The sequence below is a fragment of the Gluconobacter kondonii genome (assembly GCF_002723995.1).
Lineage (GTDB): Bacteria > Pseudomonadota > Alphaproteobacteria > Acetobacterales > Acetobacteraceae > Gluconobacter > Gluconobacter kondonii.
Window position 1 is genome coordinate 99,503 of the sequence record NZ_BEWP01000004.1, and the last position, 19,713, is coordinate 119,215.

At 60.8% G+C, this 19,713-nt stretch carries 19 protein-coding genes; 9 read left to right on the plus strand and 10 right to left on the minus strand.

All coding sequences use genetic code 11. The features are described 5' to 3' along the window. Window positions 1-49: 49 nt before the first annotated feature. On the minus strand, window positions 50-2,356 hold the full coding sequence (locus GKO01_RS05855) for a TonB-dependent receptor (protein WP_099286211.1): 2,307 nt from the start codon (window positions 2,354-2,356) through the stop codon (window positions 50-52). Between the two features lie 236 nt (window positions 2,357-2,592). On the opposite strand from GKO01_RS05855, the gene GKO01_RS05860 reads away from it, so the two are divergent. Next, window positions 2,593-4,917: a TonB-dependent receptor gene (locus GKO01_RS05860; RefSeq protein WP_099286212.1), complete on the plus strand. Its 2,325-nt coding sequence runs from the start codon at window positions 2,593-2,595 to the stop codon at window positions 4,915-4,917. Between the two features lie 15 nt (window positions 4,918-4,932). On the opposite strand, the gene GKO01_RS05865 is transcribed toward GKO01_RS05860, so the two are convergent. Both GKO01_RS05865 and GKO01_RS05870 read right to left on the minus strand, forming a co-directional pair. Further along, a complete protein-coding gene (locus GKO01_RS05865; protein ID WP_099286213.1) occupies window positions 4,933-5,586 on the minus strand; it encodes a TetR/AcrR family transcriptional regulator in 654 nt (217 codons plus the stop codon). 129 nt (window positions 5,587-5,715) lie between these two features. After that, window positions 5,716-6,189: a c-type cytochrome gene (locus tag GKO01_RS05870; protein ID WP_228120635.1), complete on the minus strand. Its 474-nt coding sequence runs from the start codon at window positions 6,187-6,189 to the stop codon at window positions 5,716-5,718. Between the two features lie 176 nt (window positions 6,190-6,365). On the opposite strand from GKO01_RS05870, the gene petA reads away from it, so the two are divergent. Genes petA through GKO01_RS05885 form a run of 3 tightly spaced genes read left to right on the plus strand, consistent with a single transcriptional unit; the run spans window position 6,366 to window position 8,878 of the window. Beyond that, on the plus strand, window positions 6,366-6,998 hold the full coding sequence (petA, locus tag GKO01_RS05875) for a ubiquinol-cytochrome c reductase iron-sulfur subunit (protein WP_099286214.1): 633 nt from the start codon (window positions 6,366-6,368) through the stop codon (window positions 6,996-6,998). A 12-nt stretch (window positions 6,999-7,010) separates the two neighbouring features. After that, complete coding sequence (locus tag GKO01_RS05880) at window positions 7,011-8,174, plus strand: cytochrome b (protein ID WP_099286215.1); 1,164 nt, start codon at window positions 7,011-7,013, stop codon at window positions 8,172-8,174. Beyond that, the gene (locus GKO01_RS05885; RefSeq protein ID WP_099286216.1) at window positions 8,171-8,878 is read left to right on the plus strand and encodes a cytochrome c1; all 708 of its coding nucleotides are present in this window, start codon (window positions 8,171-8,173) and stop codon (window positions 8,876-8,878) included. Before GKO01_RS05880 ends, GKO01_RS05885 begins: the two co-directional genes overlap by 4 nt. A 12-nt stretch (window positions 8,879-8,890) precedes the next feature. On the opposite strand, the gene GKO01_RS05890 is transcribed toward GKO01_RS05885, so the two are convergent. Next, window positions 8,891-9,313 carry a hypothetical protein gene (locus tag GKO01_RS05890; RefSeq protein WP_145994736.1) on the minus strand — a complete coding sequence of 141 codons (423 nt, stop codon included), beginning with the start codon at window positions 9,311-9,313 and terminating at the stop codon, window positions 8,891-8,893. Window positions 9,314-9,435: 122 nt separating this feature from the next. Then, the gene (locus GKO01_RS05895) at window positions 9,436-9,978 is read right to left on the minus strand and encodes a cupin domain-containing protein (protein ID WP_099286218.1); all 543 of its coding nucleotides are present in this window, start codon (window positions 9,976-9,978) and stop codon (window positions 9,436-9,438) included. A 253-nt stretch (window positions 9,979-10,231) separates the two neighbouring features. Here GKO01_RS05895 and GKO01_RS05900 point away from each other — a divergent pair, with 253 nt between their 5' ends. Further along, window positions 10,232-10,582 (plus strand): hypothetical protein, encoded by a 351-nt coding sequence (locus tag GKO01_RS05900; RefSeq protein ID WP_099286219.1) that lies wholly within the window; start codon window positions 10,232-10,234, stop codon window positions 10,580-10,582. A 6-nt stretch (window positions 10,583-10,588) separates the two neighbouring features. Here the strand turns inward: GKO01_RS05900 and GKO01_RS05905 are convergent, their stop codons facing one another. Genes GKO01_RS05905 through GKO01_RS05915 form a run of 3 tightly spaced genes read right to left on the minus strand, consistent with a single transcriptional unit; the run spans window position 10,589 to window position 14,034 of the window. Continuing rightward, entirely contained in the window at window positions 10,589-11,356 is a 768-nt protein-coding gene (locus GKO01_RS05905) for a sulfite exporter TauE/SafE family protein (protein ID WP_099286220.1), read from the minus strand. 7 nt (window positions 11,357-11,363) lie between these two features. Beyond that, window positions 11,364-13,052, minus strand: coding sequence for a bifunctional protein tyrosine phosphatase family protein/NAD(P)/FAD-dependent oxidoreductase (locus GKO01_RS05910; protein WP_099286221.1), 1,689 nt, complete (start codon window positions 13,050-13,052; stop codon window positions 11,364-11,366). A 55-nt stretch (window positions 13,053-13,107) separates the two neighbouring features. Further along, complete coding sequence (locus tag GKO01_RS05915; RefSeq protein WP_099286222.1) at window positions 13,108-14,034, minus strand: MBL fold metallo-hydrolase; 927 nt, start codon at window positions 14,032-14,034, stop codon at window positions 13,108-13,110. A gap of 108 nt (window positions 14,035-14,142) precedes the next feature. On the opposite strand from GKO01_RS05915, the gene GKO01_RS05920 reads away from it, so the two are divergent. The 4 genes from GKO01_RS05920 (at window position 14,143) to GKO01_RS05935 (ending at window position 16,781) form a co-directional block, all read left to right on the plus strand. Further along, complete coding sequence (locus tag GKO01_RS05920; protein ID WP_099286223.1) at window positions 14,143-14,790, plus strand: peroxiredoxin; 648 nt, start codon at window positions 14,143-14,145, stop codon at window positions 14,788-14,790. After that, complete coding sequence (locus tag GKO01_RS05925) at window positions 14,787-15,170, plus strand: ArsR/SmtB family transcription factor (RefSeq protein WP_099286224.1); 384 nt, start codon at window positions 14,787-14,789, stop codon at window positions 15,168-15,170. Before GKO01_RS05920 ends, GKO01_RS05925 begins: the two co-directional genes overlap by 4 nt. 77 nt (window positions 15,171-15,247) lie before the next feature. Beyond that, entirely contained in the window at window positions 15,248-15,505 is a 258-nt protein-coding gene (locus tag GKO01_RS05930) for a hypothetical protein (RefSeq protein ID WP_099286225.1), read from the plus strand. A gap of 139 nt (window positions 15,506-15,644) precedes the next feature. Beyond that, window positions 15,645-16,781, plus strand: a complete 1,137-nt coding sequence (locus GKO01_RS05935) for a LacI family DNA-binding transcriptional regulator (RefSeq protein ID WP_228125383.1) — start codon at window positions 15,645-15,647, stop codon at window positions 16,779-16,781. Between the two features lie 15 nt (window positions 16,782-16,796). Here GKO01_RS05935 and GKO01_RS05940 read toward each other — a convergent pair whose 3' ends face one another. Both GKO01_RS05940 and GKO01_RS05945 read right to left on the minus strand, forming a co-directional pair. Then, a complete protein-coding gene (locus GKO01_RS05940) occupies window positions 16,797-17,462 on the minus strand; it encodes an HAD family hydrolase (protein WP_099286335.1) in 666 nt (221 codons plus the stop codon). Between the two features lie 61 nt (window positions 17,463-17,523). Continuing rightward, the gene (locus tag GKO01_RS05945; protein ID WP_099286336.1) at window positions 17,524-19,689 is read right to left on the minus strand and encodes a family 20 glycosylhydrolase; all 2,166 of its coding nucleotides are present in this window, start codon (window positions 19,687-19,689) and stop codon (window positions 17,524-17,526) included. Between the last annotated feature and the right edge of the window lie 24 nt (window positions 19,690-19,713).

The following is a 19,713-nucleotide window of genomic DNA, read 5'->3' on the forward strand; positions in this document are numbered from 1 at the left end:
TTGTACCGGAGACATCTGACGGGAGTTTCAGCCCGTCAGATCGTGTTACTCAGAAACGCTGATCAATACCGGTCAGGATCGTGCGGCGCAGACCATATTGCGGTGCCCCGACGCCGATGCCGCTGCCGTCACGCAGCAGATAGGTCCGGTCAAACAGATTGGTCACATCCAGACGAAGCTGCGTCCGCTTGAGGAACGGAACCTGAAACAGATCCTTAAAGGACTGGACCAGCGACAGGTTGAATGTGGCATATTGCGGAACCGAAGCACCGTTGGGTGTCGCACCATCCGCTCGCAGACCGCTGCCATAGACCATCGTAGCCGACAAACGCAGCGGATGACCGGTCCTGTGGAAGAAGGAATAGCTTCCACCCGCCGAAGCAGTCCAGCGCTGATCATGATCCAGATGGATCCAGCGCTTGCTGGTATAGGCCAGATCGTCCGGATCGAAGTTCCACTGGGCGGTCGTGATGTCCTTTCCGATCGCGCGGGACCAGGAGAAATTGCCGTAAACGCTGAATGCGCCGCGGGTATAATCCGTGGCGAATTCATAACCATGAACCTGACCACGACGATAGTTGAACGCCGACAGGATGACCGGAGAGCCGAACTGGCCTTCATCGATCATGTTCTTGGCCAGCTTCACATACGCATCAAAAGAAGCATGCCAACCCGGCAGAATGGTCTGTGCGAAACCCGCATCGAAATAATGGTCACGTTCGGCCTTGACGTTACTGTTCAGGAACGTTCCTGGAGCCGCAGACGTATTGGCGAACTTGTTAAGCGACGTACCACCCACCAGTTCGAACGGCGGCGGCGTGAAGTAACGGGAATATCCCGCATGGAACGTGCCGCCATGCCAGGGCTTGTAAACAATGTTCAGACGCGGGCTGACCTGCTTGGCGTGCGTGTATTCATCCACGCCATCAAAACGCAGACCGTAATTGACTGTCAGGTTCTTGAGCGGACGCCATTCGTCCTGCGCATAGAGCCCGTACATCCAGCCCGTACGGCCCGTGCCGTCATGAATGGTGAGGGGATTGTCGGAATAAATCGCTCCTCCGTCGGCGTCTTCGCCCGTCTGCGGATAGACGGTTGAATCCGATTTGGAAACGTTTCGCTCCACATAGATCTGGTAGCCGAAGCGGACGGTATGATCCTTCGCGGCCTGCCATGTGGCATCCGACTGCGTTCCCGTCGAAAAGACCGAACGGGCTGCACGCTGTGCAATGCCGTTATAAACCAGATCGCCCAGCGGATCGGGCGAATAGCGCAGGGAACTGTAGCGCATCACGGCGGAAGTCTGGAAGCTCAGCTTGCCCATGTCCTTTTGCAGGGACAGGATGCCGAAATCCGTGATTTCCTTCTGATGCTCATTCAGGCTTGAGCTGTCGCCATTCCCGTAAAGCTGCTGCGACAGGTCACTGTTGGCAAAGGACGGATTGGCGAACTGGCGCTGCTGCCCGGGGTTGTTGGGAAGCTGATATTCAGCGTTGGACACACCGGCCGTAAAGCTGATCCGGGTGTTCTCATCAACCGTGTAACGGCCGTGACCGAGGAAATGATACTGGTTGGTCAGATCGTGCAGAGCATTGAAGCTCGGCGTCGTGTTTTCGATACCAACGCGGTTATGCACGAAGTCACCCGTCGCAAACCAGTCCCACTTACCGTGATGACCACCGAACTGCACGGACGGGAAGAAGTAATCGCGCGCACCACCATAAATCGAAACGTCGCCGCCAGCATCCGAATAGCCGTTCTTGGTGGTGATATCGATCACACCGGCCTGAAGAAATCCGTATTCGCTGGGAAGCGCGCCAGTCGTCAGGGACATGGAGTGGGCAAAACGCGTCATGAGCGTCTGTCCGAACACGCTCATGCCCTCGGGAAGCGCCACGCCATCCAGACGGAACTGCACTTCATTATGGTCACCGCGAATATGGATCTGCCCGTAACTATCCTGCGCCACGCCCGGAGCCTGAAGCAACAGCGCGTTCAGCGGCGCATTGTCGCCGCCCGGATTGGTCTCGATCGCCTGACGCGAGAAATTATAGACCGTGGCCCCCGTTGACGGCTGAAGCGCAGCGCGGGCGCGTTCGAGATGGGCGTTGACCGTCACCGCATCCTCACCTGCCCGGCTTGTCTCCGTCGTTGTCGCTCCATGCTGGTCGTCAGCATGGCCGAAGCTGGAACGGGCGGCGGAAGCCTCATCGTCCGTCTGGGCATCGGCGGGAGCCGCAGTTGTCTGGGAAGAGGTTGCGGACGGCGTGACCGACTGGGCAAACGCGGAATCGGCAAGGGCGGTAGTGCAACCCAGCAGCAGCAGAAAGGAACGGGCAGACACGAAAGACGGCATGAAACCTCCGGACGGGGATGCAGGCAAAGACGAAGGATTGTCAGAGCGGCCCTCTTATTATGTTATATCATAACGGTTCAAGCGAAATCTGCCCTACCAGCCCGCCACAAGGCGTTGCGCGTTGGCGCTGTTGCACAAGTACAATATAAGCACCGTGAATTGCCGGGTTTGCCTGCGCTCTCAGGCAGACTGCCCCCACGACTGACGCCGTCCTTTTCAGGAGCTCCGACCTTTCCATGACGCTTCGCAAGGCCCTTCTCCTGAGCGCCAGCCTCCTCGGTCCGTCCCTCGCTCTCGCCGCCCCGACGGAGAAAGCGAAGCCGCTGCACGGAAAAACCGGAGCCCCCCATCACGCGAATGCCCATCCGTCAGGGACAAAGCCAGCCCCGCGCAAAACCACTCCACAATCCGTTCAGGCCCGTAATACCGAAACGATCGCCGTCACCGCGCGCCGCACGGATTTCGCCTTTGTTGCAGCACAACACCTACCGGATGCTGACACCCGCCTGAGCGCAGAACGCCTGATCCAGCGCGGCGTCGTCACCCTGCGCGGTCTGGAGCGCGTGGCCCCCAACCTGACGATCCAGTCAGTCAACGGCACGGCCTCCAACAATTTCTACCTGCGCGGCGTCGGCTTCAACGACTTCACCCAGAACAATATTCCTACCGTCATGACCTATTTCGATGACGTGCCGTTCGCGTTCTCGACGCTGTCGAGCGGGTTGATGTTCGATCTGGCGGACGTCACAGTTGCTCCGGGCCCGGTCGGGACCACGCATGGGCAGTCCGATACCGGCGGCGAAATCCGCTTCCGCACCGCCGACCCAACCAGCACATGGCACTACGGCGCCAGTCAGGACATCGCGTCTTACGCCCGAAGCCGGAGCGAGGCCTATATTTCAGGTCCGATCGCCAAGGGGCTCGATTTCCGTCTGGCCGGACAGATCCGGCAGGGTGGTGGCTGGCAGACCGATCCGCAAAACGGTGCCCATCTGGGCGATGCAGACTCCTACGCCCTGCGTGGCAAGCTGCGCTGGCATTCAGACGACAACCGCACCACGATCCTGCTATCCGGGCATTTCGTGCAGGACAACAGTCAGGTCGTCACCAGTCAGGCCGTCCATCGCCTGATCGGTTCGGCCGCGCTGCCGCATCTCGGCCAGCAACAGGCCGAATGGTCGATGCGACCGCAATTCGCGAACCTGATCGGACGTCCGGAAGGTCTCAAACCCAGCGAACACAACCAGTTCTGGGGCTGGGACCTGCATATGGACCATGATTTCGGAGTTGCGAAACTCACATCCGTCACGGCCTTCGAAACCGGACGACAGGGCGAATACACCGATCAGGACGGCACATCACGGGCCGAAGCCGACACCTACCGCACCATCAGTGCCAACGCCTTCACGCAGGAGCTGCGTCTGGGCTCCAGCAATCCCGACAGCCGCCTGCAATGGGTAGTAGGCGCATTCTATCAGCGCAGCCGGATGAAACAGCGTTTCTTCTTCGATTATACCGACTATGCGGCGCGCGGTTACATGATGGCGACGTCCTTTTCCATGAATCAGGAAAGCACGTCCGAATTTGGCCATGTCAGCTATCGCCTGCCTCATAATGTGACACTTTTCGCGGGTCTGCTGCACGAAATCGACGACCGCAGCCTGCCGGGCCTGACGTCTGAAATTTTCGGCGGAAAGACGACGGCTTTCCACGGCGAGAGCACGGCTGCGGCCCAGTTCGCCGGACAGGTCGGCGTTTCATGGCAGGCGACAAAAACCACGCTCGTCTATTACAAGATGAGCAAAGGCTTCAAACCCGGCGGTTTCAGCGCCAACAACACCCAGATCCAGGCCCAGCTTGATCCGTTCGGCCCCGAGACGGTTCTGACCTACGAATTCGGTTTCAAAAGCGATCCGATCCCCAATGTCCTGCGTCTGAATGGTGCGGCATTCTATAACGACTTCCACGGCCAGCAGGTTGTCGGCACGGTCCTGATCCCGAATTACGGCCCGCTCAGCGAAATCACGAATGTCCCGAAGTCCGAAAGCTGGGGTTTCGAAGGCACGGTCGAATTCCACCCCATACGCCATGTTTTCGTGACGCAGAATATTGGCTGGCAGCGTGGCAATTATCAGGACTTTCTGAACGTCAACCGCGCCGCCACGAATGCGGCCTACGCCAAAACGGGCGTCTGGCGGGCCGTCAACAGCAACTTTGCAGGCGTGGATAACGGCCAGCCCAAGCTGACCCTGAACGGTCAGGCGGAATGGCGACAGCCTCTGACATCGGCTCTCGGGCTCGATGTCGGGCCAGACTGGTCCTATCGCGGCAGTCAGGCCATCGCGGTCGGCGGCACGGGCTTCTATCGCCTGCCACCGTATTTTCTGCTCGGCGCCCATGCGACCCTGCGCCCCTCGTCAGGGAAGTGGGAGGCCACGATTTACGCCTCCAACCTGCTCAACCGCAGCTTTTTCGAAAGCGGCGGTATGGCGACGACGACCTATTTCTACATCCCCGGGCCACCGCGCTTTATCGGCGGCCGGATCTCATACGGCTTCTGAAAAACACCCGTTCCTTCAGCAGGAAATCAGACACCGCGCGAGCGACTGGATTTCCCGCAGATTGCTCTGCGCGTCCATGGGCTCGCGCCCCAGCATGTTCATGGCGCGGAAATGGATCGTGCTGAGAAGCATGTCCAGAACTGTATCGGCATGCTGGCAGAAGACTTTCTCGCCACGCTGACTTGCGCGCTCAAGGAACAGCGCCATCTGAGCGCGCGCCGGCACCACACTGACTTCCCACAGAACCTGACCGAACTCCGGATCATGCACGGCCTCACCCAGCAGAGTGCCGTAAGTCCGGCCCAGCGGGGTGGCGAGGAAGCGGATGCGCGCGGCAATGAGTTCGTCTACATCCCCGGCAAAGCTTCCCGTATCAATCTGCGGCGTCAGATCATCGCGCCACAAACGGATCGCATCGAAGAACATCGCCTGTTTCGTGGGCCAGCGCCGATAGACCGTAGCGGTTGAAACGCCTGCGGCCTTGGCCACGCGACTGATGGTGAGGCCCTGATAGCCTTCTTCCGCCAGAACCTGCGCGATTGCCGCGAGGATATTGTCTTTCAGGCCAAGATTGATCGGCCGTCCCGGCGCACGGATCAACGCACGGTCCCGGACGGGAACATGAACAGGCTTTAGCGGTAAAGTATGCGTCACTGCGGTCTGCGACATGAGTATTTCCCTTCCTGACCATTTGATCGGTCGACATCATCTTTTGAGTTAACGCAGCTAGTCAGAGATAGACGCTTCGTTACAACACGCAATTGCGTTTATTTGATATCAAAAGATGTCCATTTTCCATCAGGGAATAACGTGACTCGCCTGAAGCGCCGTTCTTTTGGCCTGAACTGCCGCTGCATCCATCGGGACCGATCGGACGGATGCGACCTCCTGAGCGGAAATCCCGGACGACGATCCGCCTCCCAGCGTCGCTGCATAGCTCAGAACAGCGGCAATATCGTCATCGGAGAGCGCCTTAAACGACGGCATAAATCCCTTGTAGGACTGCCCTTCCACAAGAATCGGCCCATGCAGCCCATTCACCAGAACCGCCGCAAGATATGCCTTCCCCTCGGGTGAAGAAGCGATGGCACCAACCCGCCCCGCAAGGGCCGGAAAAGTGCCGGGCCGCCCTGCGCCCGCAGGGCCGTGACACATCGCGCATTTTCCCGCGTAGAGCGCCGCACCATCCGCCGCCATCGCCGCAGACGCCACCAACGGTCCCATGCCAAGAAGCCCCGCCAGCATGATCCTGAACCCGTGTCTCATCATCATGGCCCGAAGCCCTCCGGCATATGCGTTGTCGTAGCAGTTTGAAACACACTACCCCCCGCTTCGTCTGAAAGCTACCGCTCCCGGCGAAGCAGCGTGTCTTTCTCGAAAACGCAAATCCGCCTATCCTGCGCGCATCTTTCCTGCCGGAACTCCGGCACAGTCGACAGAGGTTCCGCATGACCCAGAGCGAGACGTCCCCTTCCTCGGGCGGCACGAAACGGCGCGACCTGCTGACGACCGCAACCGTAACACTGGGCTGCGCGGGTGCCTGCGCCCTTGCCGTCCCTTTTCTCACCAGCCTGAAAAATCCGGCCGCCACGACGCTGTCCGACAAAACGCTGGAGGTCGATCTGTCTTCCCTTGCTCCCGGACAGGACATGACCGTGCAATGGCAGGACTGGCCCATTTTCATCCAGCGCCGCACACCACAGATGCTGGCCGCACTCCAGACCCCCGCGCACATCGCCACCCTGCGCGACGCAGACTCGAAAATGCTTCAGCAACCGAAAGATGCCACGAACTGGCACCGCTCGGTCCGCCCCGATTACGGGGTTCTGGTCGGGATCTGCACCCATCTGGGCTGTGTCCCGTCTTTCGAGAAACCCGGCTCTGCGCCCGAGGCAGAAGGCGGATATTTCTGCCCCTGTCATGGCTCGCATTTCGATGCCGCAGGCCGTGTCGCACAACGCGCGCCCGCGCCGTACAATCTGCCGGTCCCGCCGGTGACGTTCCTCTCCGACACGAAAATCCGCATCGGCCACAGTGCGGGCGATCCGGGCTTCAGCATGTCCGACATCCAGCAGATCTGAGGACCGGACCCCATGCCCGCACCTGAGAAAACTCCCGGATGGCTTGAACGACGTCTGCCCGTCATGAGCGTCCTGCGCCGCGAATACATCGCGTTTCCGATGCCCCGGAATCTCAATGCCCTCTGGAGCTTCGGCGCCTTCCTGATGGTCACGATGGCCATCATGATTGCCAGCGGCCTGTTCCTCGCCATCAACTACACCCCCGACATCACACAGGCCTTCGCCAGCGTCGAAGCGATCGACCGTCAGATCCCCTCAGGCTGGTTCCTGCGCAGCCTGCATATGGGCGGCGTGACGATGCTGTTCGCCTGCCTCTACATCCATATTGCGCGCAGCCTCTGGTACGGCTCCTACAAGGCTCCGCGCGAGTTACTCTGGCTGACAGGGCTCGGCCTGATGCTGATGGTGATGGTCACAGCGTTCGCCGGTTATGTCCTACCCTGGGGGCAAATGTCCTACTGGGGCGCCACGGTGGTCCTGAATGCCGCCCACACCATTCCCCTGATCGGCAAGCCGGTTTCCGAACTGCTTCTGGGTGGCGAAACGCTGGGGAATACGGCCCTGCACCGCCTGTTCGTGCTGCATTTCACAATGGCCTTTGCGATCGTCGCCGTCATTGCCCTGCATGTTACGGCCCTGCATGTGGTCAAGCCGAACAATCCTTCCGGCATCGACCCCGTCAGCCCGAAACAGACCCTCCCGTTCCATCCGTATTACACCAGCCGGGACGGCTTCGCGCTCTGTCTGTTCCTGATGGTCTATGCCGGACTGGTCTTTTTCCTGCCCGATCTGCTGACGCTCGCGGACAATTATGTTCAGGCCAATCCCCTCGTGACACCGCGTGACATCCGGCCGGAATGGTATTTCGCACCGTTCTACGCGATCCTCCGTGCAGTGCCGTCCCGCCTTGGCGGGCTGCTCCTCGCTGTCGGCAGCCTCGCCGTTCTGTTCGCCCTGCCCTCGCTGGACCGTTCCCCCACCCGTTCGGCCACACGCCGCCCACTGGTACGACTGTCCCTGCCAGTGGCTTTCCTGTCTTTTATTCTGCTGGGCGTCGCGGGGATGCATCCGCCGACCGAAACATGGCTGATCGTCAGCCGTCTGGCGATGGCATGGTGGTTTATCCACTTTCTGGTGGTCATGCCGCTCGTTTCGGAACGGGAGATCACATCATGAACCGCCTGATCCGAGATCTCATACTTGTCGCCAGCCTCCCCCCCCTGCTCGCAACCCTCCCTGCCTGCGCCAGCACACCCGCCCAGCGTGGCCTGATGGTCTTCCAGCAGGTTTGCGCCGCCTGCCACGGCATGGATCATGTCGACTACGGCGATATGGCCGCCTTCGGACTCTCTCCAGACGCCATCCGAAGCTGGGCTGCCGATCAGCAGATCCCGAACGGAACGGACGACAATGGCGATCCGAAAACCCGTCCCGCCACACCCGCCGATCCCATCCTCTCGCCCTATCCCAACGAGGCTGTAGGGCGTCTGGCCAATCACGGGCTGCTTCCGCCGGATCTCTCCCGTCTGGCCATGACATTACCGGGGGGCGCAGAACAGATCCGGCGCATCCTCCTGTCCTATGCCCCCACACCTGCAGGTGTGAAACTCGATGACGGCCGTTATTACAACACTGCGCTGAAATGGAAGCATATCGGCATGCCGCCGCCCCTTCAGGACGGAATGCTGACCTACCCGGACGGTACAAAAGCCACCACCCAACAGATGGCAACCGACGTTTCGGCCTTTCTCAACGACGTCGCGCATCCGCACGCAGCAGAACGCAGACGGATCGGCCTCTACGCTCTGGCGTACCTCGCCCTGATGGCGCTCCTGACCTTCGTGCTGCAACGCCGGATCTGGAAATCGCGCCCCCAATAACTGGAACAACACTTACAGATGCGAGGCATGATCCCTGCGATGCGCCTCGCGATAGGTCAGCGGCATGACCGCCAGCCCCTGAACCGTCTCGATCACGTCCAGTTCCGCATTGCCCAGCAGCCGCACCAGCGCACCCCGTGGTGTATACAGCCCCCTGACGGTCACGCTTCTTCCGTCCTGCAAAAGCGCATCATCCATCAACACCGGGCATCGCGTCTTGCGCTCCAGCTCTGCGACAGCCGCTGCAAGCGCCTTCGTGTCGATCTGCAAAACGGCTTTGCGAACCGGGCAGATGTCAGGTGTCCGCGTGACGGTTTCTCCCCATACCGTCCCCTCCAGAACGCACACGCACATCAACACGCGTAGCCCCGTCCGCACAAATCCGGATACGAGACGTCGCCAGTTGATACGTTCAGGATACGGACGGTCTCGCATGCCCGCGGCTCCCCCCTGAGCACACCCATCTCACATGTCTGACAGGCCCACCAGACGATAGAACGCAGCAACCGGGAGACGGCCACACCCCTCCCGTTCTTTTGAAGATCAGAACAAAAAGCTCAGAATGTCGGTGGCGTACAGGCGCTGATGATCTCACAGCCTTCGGAACTCAGACATCGGAACCGGTGTGGCTGGCGACTGTCAAAATGATAGGCATCCCCCGGTTCCAGGATCTCCTGCCGCTCCCCGACCGTAATCTCTATACGTCCTTGCAGAACGAAACCGCCTTCTTCACCTTCATGGGCATAAACCGCAGCCCCGGTATCGGCACCAAACGCATAGTTCTCCCGCAAAATCTGGAGTGTCCGCCTACAGGATGGCGCCCCCACTTGCCGGAACACCACACCGTCCTGCTCAAACGTCAGCAGTTCATTCGCCCGGTAGAAGATTTTCTCATCACCCTCCGGGACAAGGCTGAAAAACTCGCCAAGCGTTACGGGAATCCCGTCCAGAACCCGCTTGAGCGTTCCAACCGAAGGATTCATATCCCCGGATTCAATCAGGGAAATGGTGGAATTGGTGACGCCGGTCCGCTTGGCCAGTTCACGCTGGGACAGATTTCTGGCTGTCCGGACAAACCGCAGGCGCGCTCCCAGATCCATCCTGTCCCATGCCCCCTCTCCTGTTTCGTTTCATGAGTATGTCATATCGAAACAGAAAGGAAACCTTGAAAATCATCATACCTCTGGGTGGTATCGATTTTTATATACCTGCTCTGACAAGGGCGCGATGGTCCGGAACATATGGCCCGCAAAACCGTTCTGGAGTAAACAAACCACCAGAACGGCATGTGCGGACTTCCGACTGCTCCAGTCACGGCTCCGCGATTTTGCGCAGAGACAGGATGGACGACTGATGCTGTATGCTTCGACGGGGTGCTTCACTCTCACGGTGATCATGGGCGTCTGGCTCGCTATCTTCGCGGCCCGCTACAAGCGCCCTTTCAGCTTCCTCACGCCCGTCCATGTCGGATCGGCCATTGTTGGCGCGGTCTTTCTCGTCATTGCGATCAGCAATGGTGACAATCGCCTCATGCTAAACGTGGCGCTCGCCGTCGCCATTGCGACCTTTGGTGTCCTGATGGCGTTTTTCCGCAGACGCGGCGCCATGATTGCACCGCTTTATATGTGTCACATCCTGCTGGCGGTCATGTTCTATTTCTCAATGGTGTGCTTCACGATTTTTCCGAATTTCGGCCTCGACTGACGCCTCTTACAGCGCGGCGAGGCTCTTCCAGATCATGTACGCCGCAACCATAAAGATGACGCAAGCAAAGAACGTCGTCAGCGCAGGACCGGAGCCTGAAAGGCGCTTTGCCGCACGGGTCCCGAGAAAGCTGCCGATGACGCCCCCCGCCACAAACAGCAAACCCATCACCCAGTCCACATAGCCCGAAAGCATGTAACTCAGCGCCGTACTGGCACCCAGCGCCGCCACCGCGACCAGCGATGTGCCGACCGCATTGAGAATGGGCATCCGTGTGCAGGCAATCAGCGCCGGGACGATCAGAAACCCGCCGCCAATCCCGAAAAACCCGGACAGCACGCCCGTCCCGGCCCCGGCCATCATGACGCGCGGCATGTTCTGACGGTTACACGCCGCCCCGGCCTCCCCCTTGTTGCGGCGCCCCCGCAGCATGAGCACACCGACCACGACCATCAGCAGCGCAAAACACAGCAACAGCTTTTCGCCATTCACCGCCTTACCAAACGCTGCCCCGATCAACGCCCCAGCTACGCCGCACGGTGCGAAAATGCCCGCGCATTTCCATTTGACCGTCCCCGCGCGGGCATGGCTGACCAACCCAGCCAGAGCGTTGACCGCTACCGCCATGGCGCTCGTTCCGATGGCGACATGGGCGTTTTTCACACCCACGACATAGACCATCAGGGGAACGGCCAGAATGGACCCGCCGCCCCCGATCAGTCCCAGCGTAAACCCGATCAGAACACCGCAGGCCAGCTCAAGGGCAATATGCACGATCCGCTCAGCCGCCCTTTTTCACATTCAGGGGCTTGGGCGCGACCATCAGCTCACGCCCTTTCAACATCCCGTCCCAATACATCAGCGGCATGATGTATTTCTTGAGCCACCAGGCAAGGCGCGTCGGCTTCTGTCCGTTGAGCAGCCATTTCGGCAACGTCGGAGCCAGTTTGCCGCCATAGCTGAACTCGGCCAGCACGATCCGTCCGTTCTCCACCGTCAGCGGACAGGCGCCATAGCCCTCATATTCCGAAACCGGGCCCTGATGCTTCAGAAACGCGAGCACATTGGTCGCCACCACAGGCGCCTGCACGCGGACCGCCGCTGCGGTCTTGGCGCAGGACGTGCCGATCACATCCCCAAGAGCGAACACATCCGGGAAACGCACATGCTGCAACGTCGCCGGATTGACCTCAACAAACCCGTCCGATCCCGAGAGCGCACTGTCGCGGATCACCTGCGGCGCGCTCTGCGGCGGCACGACATGCAGCATGTCGAACGTCCGCTCGACCCGCTCCGCATTCTCCCCGACCTTGCGCTCGAAAACGGCCTTGCGGTTCGGTCCGTCCACTTCCACGAGCTTCGATCCGGTGCGCAACCCGACGTGATAGCGCTTGATGTACTCCATCAGCGGCGGCACGAAATCCTTCACACCGAACAGCCCCGGTGTCGCGGTATCGAACTCGACCGAAATGTTGTCCAGAACGCCCCGGCGCTTCCACGCATCGCACGACAGATACACGGCTTTCTGCGGCGCGCCCGCGCATTTGATCGGCATAGGCGGCTGGGTAAAGATCGCCGTTCCACCCTTGAGCTGCTGCACAAGCTGCCAAGTGTAAGGGGCCAGATCGAAACGGTAGTTCGACGTCACGCCATTCTTGCCCAGCGTCTCCGCCAGACCGGGAATAGCGTCCCAGTTCAGCGTAATCCCCGTCGCCACGACCAGCGCGTCATAGGACACGACCGTGCCGTCCGTCAGAACCACTTCGCGCACATCCGGCCGGAACAGCTTTGCCGCCTGCTTCACCCAGACAACGTCTTTCGGCATGACATCCGCTTCCTTGCGGCGCGTTTGTGCGGCCTGAAAAACACCGCCGCCCACAAGCGTCCAGCCCGGCTGGTAGAAATGCTCGTTGGACGGCTCCACCACACCAATCGACAGATTCCGGTTCCGCTTGAGCAGGCTTCCCGCAGTCGACAAACCACCCGCGCCACCGCCGATGATCAGAACCTGAAAATGAGCTGCGTCCTTGCGCGGGGCCGCCGCAGGAGCGGCAACCTGTTCGATCCGTGTCCGCAGACGGCTGATATCCACACCAGCCCGCTCCGTTGCCGCAAAGATTTCCGCGGCGGGGCGTTTGCCAGCCTCGGCCAAGGCCCAGATCTGCCCCGCCCGCGTGCCGGAGCGGCAATAGCCCACGACTGGCGCGGGCAGCGTTGCCAGAATCTGTCGCGTTTCGGCGATCTGTGCGTCGCTCGGCACAGTCCCGGATTTCACCGGGATTGCAGCGAACGCCAGCCCTGCTTCCTTCGCGGCAGCCTCGATTACTTTCATTTCCGGCTGGTCCGGCGCTTCCCCATCAGGACGGAAGCAGAGGATTGTGTGAAATCCCTCAGCCTTCAGATCGGCAATATCCTGCACGGCAATCTGGGGGGAAATGGCATAGCTGTCGGTCAGATGACGGGTTGGCATGGAAATTCACTCCAGAAACAATAAAGACGGCACAACCGTGCCGGATTGTTGGAATTCAAACGCGATTGACGGGGATCTTGATGTAGCTCACGCCGTCCGCTTCAGGTTCGGGGAGGTGCCCACCGCGCATATTGACCTGCACGGACGGCATCAGCAGACGGGGCATGGCCAGCGTCGCGTCGCGGGCGGTGCGCATCTGTACGAACTCTTCTTCGCTCACACCGTCATGAACATGAATGTTGTAGCCGCGCTCATGCCCGACCGTCGTCAGCCAGACATACTCATCCCGTCCCGGTGCCTTGTAGTCATGACACAGGAACAGCCGCGTCTCGACGGGCAGTGACAGGAGTCGACGGATGGAGCGGAACAACTGGCGTGGATCACCACCCGGAAAATCCGCCCGCGCCGTGCCGAAATCCGGCATGAAGATCGTATCGCCCACAAACGCCGCATCCCCGATCACGAACGCCATATCCGCAGGTGTGTGGCCCGGAACATGCAGCACCGTCACGGGAAGTTCTCCGATCCGGAAGGTCTCTCCATCGCGGAACAGGTGGTCAAACTGCGACCCATCCCGCGCAAACCGGGTTCCCGCATTAAAGATCTTGCCGAACACAGCCTGAACCAGCGTGATATCCGCGCCGATCCCCAATTTGCCGCCAATTTTTTCCTGCAACCAGGGCGCGGCGGAGAGATGATCCGCATGGGCATGCGTCTCAAGCTGCCAGTCCACAGTCAGACCTTCGCGCTCCACATAATCGACAATCGCCTGTGCCGAACCATGCGACGTGCGCCCCGCCGCGGCGTCATAATCAAGCACACTGTCAATGACGGCAGCGCGCTTCGTGACGGGGCAATGGACCACATGCGTCGCGGTGTTCGTGGCTTCATCGAAAAACGTACAGACGACGGGAACGGGCGTCGCACCTTGCTCGGTTCGCCGGATCTGGCCGGTCGCGGCCTGAATTGCTGCATCGTGCATGGCGTCCACCTTCTGGCTACGGAGTGTCTTTACGACACTTTCATTAACTGTTAAGTTAATATTGTAAGTATTGCATGTCAAGCGCCCTGATGCTTTTGGAACCGGACCATGATCGTATCCCCTCCCGCTGAATCGTCTTTTCCGTCCCTTCGCATCGGCGACCGCGCTCCAGATTTCAGCGCCCGGACCACGCATGGCGAGTTCATCATGAGCGCCCTGCGCGGGCATTGGGTGCTGTTGTTCGCCCACCCGGCCGATTTCACCCCCGTCTGCACCAGCGAATTCATTGCTCTCGCCCGCAGCGCGGAAGAGTTCCAGCAGCGGGACTGCGCACTTCTCGGAATCTCGGCTGACAGTCTTCCCGCCCATCTGGCCTGGGTGAACGCCATCCGGACGCAGTTCGACGTTCACGTCCCCTTTCCCATTATCGAAGACCCGTCCCTTGCCGTCGCCAAGGCTTACGGCATGCTCGACAGCACAGCTCAGGACAGCGCGACCGTCCGCTCCGTTTTCATGATCGATCCCACGGGCATCGTCCGAGCAATCCTGAACTACCCCGCCACGGTCGGGCGCTCCGTTCCCGAACTTCTGCGCCTACTCTGCGCGCTACAGGAAGTAGACCGCGCAGGAGCCCTCACGCCCGAAAGCTGGCAACCCGGACAGCGCACCATCGCGCCTCCGCTCCAGACGCAGGCCGCCGTGGAAAAAGCCGGTGCCAAATGGTTCTTCCAGCCCATGCCCCGGGAGCGTTCATGACCGTCCTGCTTCCCCTTGAGAAAAGCCGCGAGCTGGCGGAATGGTTGCGTATTCTCGCCCAGCCACAGCGGCTCATGATCCTCTCAGCCCTGCTCGACAGCACCCATGCCGTCAGCAAGATCGAGACCATGACCGGCATCGGACAGCCAACACTGAGCCAGCATCTGGGCGCACTCAGACGCGCGGGGCTGATCGAATCCCAGCGCGAATCCCGCGCCATCCATTACTGCTGGGCCGACACGCCCGACGCCCGACGCGCGCGCGTCCTTTTGATGAGCCTCCAACCCGGAGCGCTCCCGCCTGAACTTCCTGCCCCTGTCACCGAAACTGCACCCGGCCCGGCGGCTTCGGCGCGATTTGCCCGTATTCTTCACTCCTGACAGTCACCAATAAAGTTTCTTCAGACTGAAACCGTAAAAAGCCCCACACGCTTACTTCAGTAATCAGGAGAACACACATGATCCGTTATTGTATCGCGTTGGCCGGACTGTCCCTTGCACTCACGCACGGGGCTTCCGCCGCAACACGCGAAGAACAGACGAAAGCCTGCAGAGGCGATGCGTTGCGCCTGTGCGCGCTGGCTATTCCCAACGAAGCCAAGATCACAGCCTGCATGCAGAAAAAGATCGACAAGCTCTCCCCGCAATGCCGCGCGATGTTCGCACCTGTCCCTCAGGCGAAAAAAGCCCCCGCTCCCAAGCCGAAACAGGCCTGAGGTCCCAGCGAAAACACGGGTCAGCGGGTTTGTGATTACGAAATCTGTCATTTTCGCGGCGCCTCCCGCGTCCGTGACTGGTTTCAGCCCGGCAGACTGGATATGGTGCCACCAGTGATTTTAAGAGAAAACTGACACCATGCCGCCACCGTCAGGATCAACCCTGACAGGTCTGGTGTCTTTTGCTGGACAGACCGAAAGCATGACCCGACAGTACGACCGCCGCAAAGTAACCCTCAAGGATGTGGCAGCACAGGTCGGGGTCTCTCACACAACGGTCTCCAATGCCTATATCCGCCCCGGCCAGCTTTCGGCCGCCCTGCGCGAAAAGATCCTCGCCGCCGCGCAGGAGCTCGGATATACCGGCCCCGATCCAGCCGCCAAACAGCTTGCCACCGGCCGCGCAGGCGCTCTGGGCTTCCTGTTCAGCGAAGACCTGCCCTACGCCTTCACCGACCCCGCAATCCTGAGCGTTCTCAACGGCGTCGCCCGGTCCTGTGACGATCTGGAAACCGATCTCGCCCTGATTTCCGCCGGCAGCAATCTGCGCAACCGCACCGCCCCCGTCTCGCTCGGCAACGCTGCCGTGGACGGCTATATCCTCTATTCCGTCGCTCCCGACAGTCGCTGCGTGCTCATGGCCCAGCAGCGCAATGTTCCGCTCGTCGTGGTGGACCAGCCCCGCCTCGATGGCGTGCCGTATGTCGGGATCGACGACCGCGGCTCCGCGTATCGCGCCGCCAAAACCCTCCTTGAGCTCGGACACCGGCATTTCGGCATTCTGTCGCTCAAAACAGCCCATGACGGCTATTTCGGCCCTCTGACGGCAAAGCGACGCGCCAATATCGCTCACAGCACGATCGCCATGCGCCTTGAAGGCTATCTTCTGGCGCTGCAAGAAGCGAAAATCGCTCCCGAAGACGTCCCCGCCTGGGAAATCCCGATTAATTCCGAAGACATGGGAGCGGAAGGCGTTCGCCACCTGCTGAACCGCGCCCAGCGTCCGACCGCCATTCTCGCCATGAGCGACCGCGTCGCCATCGGCGCCATGCAGACCATCCGTGCTCTGGGTCTGAACATCCCGCAGGACGTCTCGATCTTCGGCTTCGACGACATCCCTGCCGCCGAAGGCGCCGATCTGAGCACGATCCGCCAACCTCACGAACGCAAGGGAACGGAAGCCGTGCGTCTGCTGAGTGCAGCCAGCGGCAGCGAGAACGTCATCCTCGACACCGAACTGGTCCTGCGCGGCAGTATCGGCCCCGCCGCGCCCTGACCAGACGGCGGCGTTTCAGTTCCGAAGTGCAGCGGGTAGGTCGCTGAAAGACCTGATCCGCAGATCCGGGTCCAGTGCCGCGCACTGAGTGGCCGATCCGTGGCCGTAACTGGCCCAGCAGGATGCGATCCCGGCATTGCGGGCAAACTGAAGGTCGGCCACGGTATCGCCCACCATCAAAAAGTCCGAGCGCGGCTGCTTCGGAAACAGCGGCACAATGCGTTCATCCATCACGCGCGGATCAGGCTTGTGCGGAAAATGCGGTTCGGAGGCCACAACACCTGAAAAGAATGGCGTCAGGCCAAAGCGCGCGATGCTCGCACAGACGGTCGGCGCGTGTTTGTTGCTGAGAATGGTGAGGATGGTGCCCTGTTCTTTCAGCGCCGCCAGCGTGTCCACCACACCGTCAAACAGAACCGTCTCTTCCTCGTCCGCCGTCGGATAGAACGCCCGGTAATGACGTACGAACGCCGCCGCATCCTGTTCGTCACTTTCGGGAACAATCCCCTGAAACAGCGTCTGGAGCGTGCCGCCCCGCGTCAGTTCCTGTTTGAGCGCGTCCGACGTGGGCGCGGAAACGCCCACGGCATCGAATGCCTCTTTCAGGCTGCGAAGAATGGCCGGCTGCGTTTCCGCCAGCGTGCCATCATAATCGAGGAGGAGGATCGGAAAACGTGTCATGCTCCCCTTGTCCCCCGCCGCGCGCCGGAAATCCACCCCCAGAGGCGCAGATCCGAGACGCTTATCGCCCCCCTGCCGCAAGAAGTGCTTTGATTCCCGGCAGGATCGCAATCAGCAATCCTCCCGGCGGTTGCGGAGCATGGGCGGAGGCCAGCATACTGGCCGAATTCTCAAACGCCGCGTCCTGATCCTGAAGCAGACGGACCGCATCCATCCGCCATGCCGAGCCGCTCCGCCCGTTCAGAACATTCAACCCCGCGCGGGACAACTGCCCTACGGCATGCGAGACGGGCGCCACGGCCTCAAGCGCCGGAATTCCTTTCGCACTTGTCACGAACGCCGCGTCATTATCAGCCCAGCGCTGGAGTATCTGCCGCAGCGGGCCTGCCAGCGCCGTCTCGCCCTGCGCATAACGCTCCGCCATCGCATTGAACTGGGTCGCCACAAACGAATCAGGCTCCGCGACTGCCACAGGTGTCGACAGCATGGCCTCTCCGGTGGGGGCTGCAAGATGGTTGAGCGCATAATTGCGGACGGGAACTGTCACATCCGTCAGCACTGCCAGAGGCTCTGAACGTCCCGGCGCCATGGCTTCCCGCATGGCATGACGATGCTGCGTGGCCTGTAATCCCGTCGCTTCAAGCTCCGTCATCACGCCCGGCAAACGGCGCTCCAAATCAGGAACATCCCGCACGTCCTGCGCGGACCAGAACCGCTCGGCCAGTGCCGCCATCCGGGGCCAAAGCCGTGAATCGAGCATCGGTTCGGACACCATTTCCGCCCAGAGCGTCCCTTCCGCTCCCAGCACCAGCTTTTTCTGTGCGTCATCCAGAGGCGGGGCGTTCACGTCCAGTTCAAACGGCACGGAGAACTCGGGATGTTTGGGCGGGAACTTCGCCAGCTGCTCGGGCGTAATGCCGTCCGCCCGCGTATCGAACGGATCGACCGCATAATGCGTGGCGGCAGGACGCAGCAGATCGAGATAATATCCCGCCGACACCACGACCGGATGCCCGGCGCGCGTGGCCGATCCCGTCCATTTCGACGCACGCCACGGCTCGACGACCACGTTTTTCGGGATCGGGGCCTCGCTGACCTCGTCCCATCCCATCATCACATGACCTTGCGAGGCGATGATGGCCGCGACCTGCCCCGTGAAAGCAGCCTGAAGCGCTTCGGCGGTTTCGTAGCCATGCGCTTTCATATAGGCCGCGATCGCCGGATTTTTCGTCCACTGGGAGGACACAACTTCATCACCGCCCGCATGGATATAGCGGTCCGGGAAAAGACGCCCCATCTCGCCATACAGAACCCGTACGAAGCGCAGCGTCTGCGGATTGGTCGGGTCGAGGGCAGCATTGTTGAGGTTCAGCCCCTTGGCGCTCATATCCGGCAAAGGCTGTGCCGCCAGTTCCGGATAGGCGCGCACGATGGCCAACGCATGCCCCGGAACGTCGAATTCTGGCACAACACGAATACCGCGATCAGCCGCATAGGACACGACCTCGCGGATCTGCGCCTGCGTATAATACTGATCCGGGGCGGTCATGGCCTGAAGCTGCGGATATGTCCGGCTTTCGACCCGAAAGGCCGTTCCGTCACTCAGATGCCAGTGCAACACGTTAAGCTTGACCAGTTCCATCGCATCAAGCTGGCGCTCCACAGTTTCGACCGTATCGAAATGCCGCGACACGTCCAGCAGCAGACCGCGCCACGCAAACCGGGGCGCATCTTCGATATGGATCCGCTCGACAACCGCACCATCCGGGGTGGTGCGGACAAGCTGAAGAAGCGTCGCCAGACCGTGAATCACACCCGCCGGACCATCCGCCTCCAGCCGCGCGCCCTTGGCCGCCGTCGTGAGCGCGTAACGCTCCTTTTCATCCACACTCAGATAGGCCCGGTCCGGCCCAGCAGACACATGCAGCACATACGGATCACCCTGACCCGCAGGCCCGGCGATGGCCGCAAGACGTGTCGTGAACCGTGCAGCCGCCCGTTGCAGCAGGGGAGAGGGGCGTGTGTCCCACGCGATCTGCACCCCGCCACCGATCGGCGCCACACCATTGGGCACCGAAACGCTCTGCGGAACGGGCAGCAGACTCACTTCCGCTCGTGCTTTGCCGACAGAAATCCCCGCCAGAACGCTTCCCGCGAGAAGCAGCCCCACTGCGCCACGAACCCTGCGGCGAACGATCCGACCGCGTTGTGAAGCTGTCTGCGTCATCTGAAGCTGTCCCTGAGTATGAAT